The 7,531-nt window shown below is 74.8% G+C and carries 8 protein-coding genes; 2 read left to right on the top strand and 6 right to left on the bottom strand.

Annotated elements, in window-relative coordinates; all coding sequences use genetic code 11:
* From ACFXDE_RS37575 to ACFXDE_RS37560, 4 genes are all read right to left on the bottom strand, one after another.
* Positions 1-1,221: trypsin-like serine protease (locus tag ACFXDE_RS37575; RefSeq protein ID WP_380498849.1), on the bottom strand; the 1,221-nt coding region annotated here is incomplete at its 3' end.
* Between the two features lie 843 nt (positions 1,222-2,064).
* Positions 2,065-2,862 carry a hypothetical protein gene (locus ACFXDE_RS37570; RefSeq protein WP_380498847.1) on the bottom strand — a complete coding sequence of 266 codons (798 nt, stop codon included), beginning with the start codon at positions 2,860-2,862 and terminating at the stop codon, positions 2,065-2,067.
* Between the two features lie 47 nt (positions 2,863-2,909).
* Entirely contained in the window at positions 2,910-3,461 is a 552-nt protein-coding gene (locus ACFXDE_RS37565; protein ID WP_380446706.1) for a DUF6328 family protein, read from the bottom strand.
* 3 nt (positions 3,462-3,464) lie between these two features.
* Positions 3,465-4,127, bottom strand: a complete 663-nt coding sequence (locus ACFXDE_RS37560; RefSeq protein ID WP_380498846.1) for a MarR family transcriptional regulator — start codon at positions 4,125-4,127, stop codon at positions 3,465-3,467.
* Positions 4,128-4,176: 49 nt separating this feature from the next.
* On the opposite strand from ACFXDE_RS37560, the gene ACFXDE_RS37555 reads away from it, so the two are divergent.
* Complete coding sequence (locus ACFXDE_RS37555) at positions 4,177-5,091, top strand: DMT family transporter (protein WP_380498845.1); 915 nt, start codon at positions 4,177-4,179, stop codon at positions 5,089-5,091.
* Between the two features lie 72 nt (positions 5,092-5,163).
* Positions 5,164-5,739 (top strand): hypothetical protein, encoded by a 576-nt coding sequence (locus ACFXDE_RS37550; RefSeq protein ID WP_380498844.1) that lies wholly within the window; start codon positions 5,164-5,166, stop codon positions 5,737-5,739.
* 239 nt (positions 5,740-5,978) lie between these two features.
* Here the strand turns inward: ACFXDE_RS37550 and ACFXDE_RS37545 are convergent, their stop codons facing one another.
* Both ACFXDE_RS37545 and ACFXDE_RS37540 read right to left on the bottom strand, forming a co-directional pair.
* Complete coding sequence (locus tag ACFXDE_RS37545) at positions 5,979-6,314, bottom strand: hypothetical protein (RefSeq protein ID WP_380446712.1); 336 nt, start codon at positions 6,312-6,314, stop codon at positions 5,979-5,981.
* A 202-nt stretch (positions 6,315-6,516) separates the two neighbouring features.
* A complete protein-coding gene (locus tag ACFXDE_RS37540) occupies positions 6,517-7,500 on the bottom strand; it encodes a zinc-binding dehydrogenase (protein WP_380498843.1) in 984 nt (327 codons plus the stop codon).
* Positions 7,501-7,531: the final 31 nt, after the last annotated feature.

Genomic DNA, 7,531 nt, shown 5'->3' with positions numbered 1-7,531 from the left:
CGACGTGTAGAAGCCGATCCGCCCGTCGGCGTGGTAGTACGTCATGATGACGTCGTCGCGCCCGTCGCCGTTGGTGTCGCCCGCGAACAGCTGGATCGCGTTCCAGTCCCAGTTGCCGCTCGCCGGAACCGACTTGGGGGAGGACTTGAACGCGCCGATGTGCCCGGTGGCGTCCGCCAGCGCGGTGTAGAAGTCGATCGAGCCGTCGGGGCGGCGGTAGAGCATGGCCAGGTCGGTGCGGCCGTCGCCGTTGAAGTCCCCGGCGACGAGCTTCATCGCGCCACGGTCCCAGTGGCCCTCGGCCGGCACCATGTACCCGGCCGTGAAGTCGCCCAGCAGCCCGTTCGCGTCGCCCGGCGCGGTGTAGAAACCGATCCGCCCGTCCGCGTGGTAGTACGCCATGAGCGCGTCCGCACGCCCGTCGCCGTCCGTGTCACCGCGCACGCCGCGCTTGTGCACGACGCCGTTGACCCACCCGGCCACGTCGTCCACCCGGCTGGAGGACACCCCGGTACGGGTCTCGGCCACCCCCAGGCACCCGCCCTGCCACGAACGCGACGCCACCGCCACCAGCTCGGCCCTGCCGTTCGTCTCACGCACCGTGGGCGCACCCGTGTCGCCCTTGCACACCGCCGCCCCGTTCTGGCCACTGGTGGCGACGGCCGTCGCCTGCACGGCGTCCAGACCGAACACCCCCGAGTGGAGCCTGCCCGGCACCCACTCGTCCTTGGTGCGCCCGTACCCCGCCACACGCAGCTTCTCGCCCGCCACCGGCGCGCCCGTCGCCACGGCCAGCGGCGCGATGCCGTCCACCGGCGTGCTCAGCCGCGCCAGCACCAGGTCCCGGTCGGCCCGCGGCACCAGCTGCGTCACCTGCACCTCCCGCCCGCCCGACCCGGCCAGATCGGTGCGCCCGACGACGGCGGTGGTCTTCCACTTCGGCGCGCCGGCCGTCAGCGCCTGCGGCTGCGCCGGGTCGTCGGAGAAGCAACCGGCAGCCGTGACGATCCAGTTGCGGTCCACCAGCGCACCGGTGCAGGAGCGCAGGCCGTCACCGATCGAGAGCTTCGCGGTGTAGGCGTACGCCCCGTCCGCCGCCGCGTCCCCGACGACGGCCCCGGCCGGCGCGGCGGAGAAGGTGGTCAGCGCACCGGCTGCCGCGGCGACCGCGACGCAGAGTATGCCCGCGCGGCGCGAACGGGACGAAGTGCTGTGGGACATGGGAACGTTCCCCCCTGGGAAAGGCCGGGATCAGCCGGCGGTGGTGGTAGCGGCGATGACGGCGGCAGTGACGATGACGGCGGCAGTGGCGGCGGTGGCAGCAGCGGCACTGCCGACGGCGGCGCCGGGCAGGACAGCGGCACCCCTCCGCGCAGGACTGCTCGCCCCGTGCACCCATCCCCCCGTTTCTGCAGCTCCGCAGCGCATGCGGACCTTGCGGTGCAATGCGCCCGGGACGGCCCGCATCGTTCCCCCGGGACACCTGACCGAAGGTCATGGGGGAGTAAGGCAAAGCCAAAGAGTAGGAGATCACAGGACGTGCAGAAACGGCTGCGCCCGTTGGGGATCTTGGCCGGAAATCCTCGGCGATCTGCATGATCACGCAGGTTCCCGCGCTGGTCCGGGGGTTGCCGGGGTACTGCGGCCCGGCGCGTACCGGGGTGTTGGAGACCGTTGCGGAAACCTGAAGAGCCGGTTCGCGCCACGGCCGGGAATTGCGCGTCCCGTTCTCCGGACGGTTCGCATCGTGTGCCGTGCGTTCGCCGCGTACTCGGATCAGGCGTGGACGAAGGAGAGTCGGGGAGCTTTCCCGGACATTTCGGTGTGCGGGGTGTGCGGGGTGTGCGGTCCCGGGGAGGCGGTGCCGCGGCGGTGGCCGTCTTCCGGCCCTGCGGGCTCCGGCGCTCCGGGTTCCGGCGCTCCTGCGGGGCATTCGGCGTCCGGGGATTCCCGCAGGCCTCGTCCGGAGAGCGCCGAGGCCCTGCTGCCCCCGCGTGTCACGGGGGCGGCAGGGCCTCGGTGTGTGCGTGTACGGGCGGTGATCGCGGCGCCCGCGGCCTTCGGTCAGCTCGCGCCGGCGGGGGGCTTGCCGGTCTCGTGGGCCAGGGCCTTCTTGGAGACCGCGTCGAGCAGCGGGCTCAGACGGTCGGTCAGGTGCTGGTAGTCGGTGGCGTGGCCGTCGGACCACTGGCCGAGGCCGACGATCATCGCGCGGCCGGCGCCCGCGAAGGACTGCACCATCCCGCTGTCGGCCGGCAGGACGGGCAGGCCCGCGCCCGGGGGCGGGGCCTGGGCGCCGACCTGGTGGTCGGTGATGTCCGCGGCCAGCCGGGTGAGCACGTGGGCGGTGTCGGCGGGGTCGCTGAAGGTGAACACCGACAGGTTGTACTGGTTGCTCCGCTCGTCCTTGTACAGGGCGACCTGGTGGCTGAGGCAGCCGTGACCCTGCTTCACCAGCGCGATCAGGCGCGGGCCCACCGAGTCCGCGCTCGTGCACGTGGTCAGCGTCTTCGAGCCGACCCGGGTGTAGACGATGCCGCCGGCCGTCACCTGCGCCGGGTACGCGTCCTCCAGCGCGATCGGCGCCAGCACGCCCGGCGCGCCCGGCGAGGCCGAAGCGGCGGCGGAGGGGGCGGAGGGGGCGGAGGCGGGCGCGCCGGGCGCGGGGGTGGAGGCGGCGGGCGCCGGGGCGGGCTTCGCGGCCGGGGTGCCGTCGTCGCCGGCGGGCTGGAGGACCCGCATCACCGCGAAGGCGACCGCCGCCGCGCCCGCCGCGTACGCCAGGTTGCGCGGCCAGACCCGGGGCAGCTCGCCGCCGCGGTCGTCACTGCTGTTGTTGCTGTTGCTGCTACTGCTGTTCACGGGCAAACGCTAGTGGCCGGTCGCGGGTGAACTGAAATTCGTGCAGGTCACGGCTTGATCACCGTTGTTCCGGCGGCCGTGGCCTCGCGTTCCAGCGGGCGCCGCACCGCCCACGGCAGGACGAACCACAGGCCCGCGAAGACCAGCGCCACCACCCCGGAGATCACCAGCGCCACCGGTGTGCCGAGGACGACGTCCAGCACCAGCAGCACCGCGCCGCTCAGCGCCGAGGCCAGCAGCACCAGGCCGAGCTGGGCGATGCGCACCGACACCCTGACGATCCGTTCCTTGCCCGGGTGGCGGAACAGGCCGCGGTGCAGCGCCACCGGCGTCGCGAACACCGCGGAGGCCAGCACCGCCAGCAGCAGCGTGGTGACGTACACGTCCTGCTGCAGGTCGCCGAGCTCGGCGAAGCGCGGGGTGAAGGCCACCCCGAGCAGGAACGCGAACACGATCTGCACCCCGGTCTGCAGCACCCGCAGCTCCTGCAGCAGCTCGATCAGCCGCCGGTCCGCCCGCGCCGCCGGGCTCTCCGTGAAGAAGGGCGGCGCGGGGGAGGGGGTGCCGGACGGGGGCTGCGGCGCAGGGGTGCTGGTCATGCGTCACATTGTGCGGGCCCGCGCGGGTCGGTGGCCGCCGTCCGGGCGGCCGGTGTCCGGGCCCGCCTCCAGGCGCTGCTGCCAGACGGTCAGCAGCCCCTCCAGCGCGCGCGCCTGCCCGGGGTCGAGCAGGGCGAGCAGCCGGTGCTCGTTGCGCATGTGCGCGGTGAACGCCTCGTCGATCAGCCGCACGCCCGCCCCGGTGAGCGCGACCACGCGCCCGCGCCGGTCGCCCTCGGCCTGGCGGCGGGTGACCAGCCCGGCCCGCTCCAGCCGGTCGATGCGCTTGGTCATCGCCCCGGTGGTCACCATCGTGTGCGCCGCCAGCTCCCCGGGCGCCCGCTCGTACGGCGCCCCGGCCCGGCGCAGCGCCGCCAGGACGTCGAACTCGCCCTCGCCCAGGCCGTAGCGCGCGTAGACCAGGTTCAGCTCGCCGGTCAGGCGCGCGGCCAGGCGGTGCAGGCGCCCGATCACGGCCTGCGGGGAGACGTCCAGGTCGGGACGCTCGCGGCGCCACTCGGCCTGGATCGCGGCCACGTGGTCCGGGCCCGGCGGGCCCTGCGGGTCCTGTCGGTCGGGGGCCTGTGAGTCCTGCGGGGCGGGGTCCTGCGGGTTCTGCCGGTGGGGGTCCTGCGGGTCCTGCGGGGCGGGGTGCTTCGGCTCCATGGTGCCCATCGTAGCGCGCATAGCTTCCCGGGAAGCTATATTGGCTTCCATGGAAGGTAATCTGCGGTGGGTGCTCCTGACCGCCCTCGCCCCCCTCGCCTGGGGCGCCAACTACTACGTCACCCGCGCCTGGCTGCCCCCCGACCAGCCCCTGTGGGGAGCCGCCCTGCGCGCCCTGCCCGCCGGCCTGCTCCTGCTCGCCCTCGCCCGCCGCCGCCCCCACGGCCCCTGGTGGTGGCGCTCGGCCCTGCTCGGCACCCTCAACACCGCCGTCTTCTTCGTCCTGCTCTACCTCGCCTCCCAGCAGCTGCCCACCAGCACCGCCGCCACCGTCATGGCCGCCTCCCCGCTCGCCATGCTGCTCACCGCCTGGGCCCTGGCCGGCCAGCGCCCCCGGCGCGCCCACCTGGCGGGCGCGTTCGTCGGGCTCGGCGGGGTCGCGCTGATGCTCCTGGGCTCCGGCGCCACGGTGACCGCCGGCGGGCTCGCGGCCTCCACGGCGGCCATGCTCGTCTCCTCCGTCGGCTACGTCCTGGCCGCGCGCTGGCGCGAGGGCGCCGACCCGCTGGCCGCCACCTCCTGGCAGCTGACCGCCGGCGGCCTGCTCCTGCTGCCGCTGGCCGCCGCCGCCGAAGGCCCGCCGCCCGCCATGGACGCGCGTGTGCTGCTCGCCTTCGGCTACGTGACCGTGGTCGCGACCGCGCTCGCGTTCGCGCTCTGGTTCGCGGGCCTGCGCCACCTGCCGGCCGGCACCGTCGGTCTGTTCGGCCTGCTCAACCCGCTCGCCGGGGTGCTGCTGGGCACGGCGCTCGGCGGCGAGCACCTGGGCGCGCGGCAGGGGGCCGGACTGGTCCTGGTCCTGGCCGGCGTCCTCCTCGGCCGTCCCCGCGGCCCCGCCCGCAATCCCGTCCGCCCCGGCGCCCCGCAGCCGGACACTCCCAGGCCGGCGCGCACCGGCGGCTGAACACCCGTCACGGCGGCCCTCCGCCCGTCGGGCCGGTCCGGGATGTCGGAGGGCCTGGCTACGATCCCGGGCATGGGCTACACCACGGAATTCACCGGCCGGATCGCCGTCGAGCCGCCACTCAACGAGCAGGAGGCCGCCTACCTGCGGAAGTTCGCCGGCACCCGGCGCATGGACCGTGCCAACGGCCCCTACTACGTCGACGGCACCGGCCACGCGGGACAGGGCCCCGACCCGGACGTCCGCGACTCCGGCAGGCCCCCGGCGGGCCAGCCCGGCCTGTGGTGCCAGTGGGAGCCCACGGACGACGGCGCCGCGATCGCCTGGAACGGGCACGAGAAGTTCTACGACGCGCCCGAGTGGATGGCCTACCTGATCGACCACTTCCTCAAGCCCGGCGCCCACGCCCAGGGCCAGCCCGGGTTCGGGGACTTCACCTTCGACCACGTGCTCGACGGCGTGATCGACGCCCAGGGCGAGGAGTCCTGGGACACCTGGCAGCTGACGGTACGTGACAACGCGGTGTCCGCGTCCGGGCCCGTGGAGCCCGAGACGGTGTGGCTCTGCGGGGGCTGCATCGAGGTGATCGCCGACGAGGACACCGTCTGCTGCCCGGGAACGGAACCGATCCCGGCCTACGCCGGGTAGGCGCGGGGGAGCACCCAGGGGCGTCCGCACCGCCGAGCCCGACGTCCGGCCCCGCTACCTGTTCGACGACTGCGGCGACGACGCCGACGACGCCTTTGACGACGGCCGCGCCCCCACGCCGCCGACCCGGCCACCGTCCTCAAACACGACCGCCGCCCGGCCGGGACGATCGAGCTGCCGGGTCGGGGCGCAACGCCTTCCGGGACGCGGGAGTTCTCGTGCGCCATGCGGTACCGGAGTCAGTGGTCCCGACCGGCCTCGTGCAGCAGCTCGCGAAAGCCCGCCTCGGTCCGCTCGCGGAAGCCGAAGAAGAACTTGTTGGCCAAGGGGACGGCCCACCTGCTGCCCCGGCCGGCCACGTTGAAAACCCGGTGCGTGACCCTGGTGCGCCCGGCCTCCTCGGTGACCTCGTACTCTCCGCGGTACCACCAGCCGCCCTGATAGGCGAACCGGCCCTGCTCCCGGTCGATTTCGGCCCGTGCCGGATCCAGCCCCACGACTCCGCTGAACGTGCGGGCAATGAGGTCCAACACGCGGTCGGCCGAAGCGTCCACGGTGTCGGTGAGCACGATCATCGGCTTCCTCGTCATGGCGCCAGTCTGCCAGGATCCGTCGGTATGGGGACGGATGCGGTGGTGGCCGGAGCGCGGGCCATTCCGGCCGAACTGGCCTTTGCGGCAGGAAAGTTGGTCGGCGACCGGAGCGATCTGGCTGCGCGGCCCGGGAGTTGGTGTGGGAGCCGGCTCGGCGGGGGCCGGTGGCCCGTTGCGGGGCGGGTCACAGGTGGCGGTCGAGGGTGGGGTCGGTGCCGGCCGGGGGCAGGGTCAGGACGGCCTTGCCGCGGATGTCGCGGCGGGCCAGGGCGGTGAGGGCGTCGGGGGTGCGGGTCCAGTCGGCGGTGAGGCTCGTGTGGGGGGTGAGCCGGCCGTCGGCGACCAGGCGCACCAGGGTGGCGAGGTCGGCCGCCATGCCCGGACCGGCCTCTCCGGTGGCGCCGGCGGGGTCGCCGCTGATCAGGCCGACGAGGCGGGCGTTCCAGCCCTGGGCGTAGAAGTCGCCGATGGACAGCTGGGAGGGCCCGGCGACGTTCCCGTACAGGACGGCCGTGGCGCCGGGGGCGAGCAGGCGGACGGCATCGGTGAGGCCGGGGCCGCCGATGCCGTCCAGGACCAGCTGGTAGGGGCCGTGGGCGGCGGCGTCCGCGAGGCCGGTGACGATGTGGCGGGCGCCCAGGGCCCGGGCGGCCTCGGCCCGTTCGGGCCGGCTGACGTGGGCGGTGACGCGGGCACCGGCGGCCGCCGCGAGCTGGACGGCGAACTGGCCGACGCCGCCGGTGGCGCCCGTGACCAGGACGTTCGCGCCCAGGAGCGGGCCGCCCTGGCGCAGGGCCCGCAGGGCGGTGACGCCCGCGATGGGCAGGGTCGCCGCCTGCGTGAAGGGGACGGCGTCCGCCAGGACGGCGGCGCTGTGGACGGGCACGGCCGCGCGCTCGGCCCAGCCGTGCTCGTCCAGGCGCGCCAGCACGCGGGTGCCGGCGGCGGGGCCGGTGCCGTCGGCGGCGGCGCGCAGCACGGTGCCGGCGACGTCCTGGCCGGGGCGCCAGCCGTCGGGGCGGCGGCGGATGAGGTTGAGCTCGTCGCGGTTGAGGGCGTAGGCGTGGACGGCCATGAGGAACTCGCCGTCGGCGGGCTCGGGTTCGGGCAGGGTGTCGCTCAGGCACAGGCCGGCCGGGGCGGTGGGGTCGGTGATGAAGCCGCGCATCGTGATCAGTCCTTCAGGAGGAGGGGGAGAG

The sequence above is a fragment of the Kitasatospora sp. NPDC059408 genome (genome assembly GCF_042751525.1).
Taxonomy (GTDB): Bacteria; Actinomycetota; Actinomycetes; order Streptomycetales; family Streptomycetaceae; genus Kitasatospora.
This window is presented reverse-complemented; position numbering and strand designations above follow the sequence as displayed.

Excerpts from the sequence above, each read along its gene's own strand:
- ACFXDE_RS37565 (WP_380446706.1), bottom strand. The coding sequence starts at position 3,461 with ATGACCAGCACCCCTGCGCCGCAGCCCCCGTCCGGCACCCCCTCCCCC.
- ACFXDE_RS37560 (WP_380498846.1), bottom strand. The coding sequence starts at position 4,127 with ATGGAGCCGAAGCACCCCGCCCCGCAGGACCCGCAGGACCCCCACCGG.
- ACFXDE_RS37555 (WP_380498845.1), top strand. The coding sequence starts at position 4,177 with ATGGAAGGTAATCTGCGGTGGGTGCTCCTGACCGCCCTCGCCCCCCTC.
- ACFXDE_RS37550 (WP_380498844.1), top strand. The coding sequence starts at position 5,164 with ATGGGCTACACCACGGAATTCACCGGCCGGATCGCCGTCGAGCCGCCA.
- ACFXDE_RS37545 (WP_380446712.1), bottom strand. The coding sequence starts at position 6,314 with ATGATCGTGCTCACCGACACCGTGGACGCTTCGGCCGACCGCGTGTTG.
- ACFXDE_RS37540 (WP_380498843.1), bottom strand. The coding sequence starts at position 7,500 with ATGCGCGGCTTCATCACCGACCCCACCGCCCCGGCCGGCCTGTGCCTG.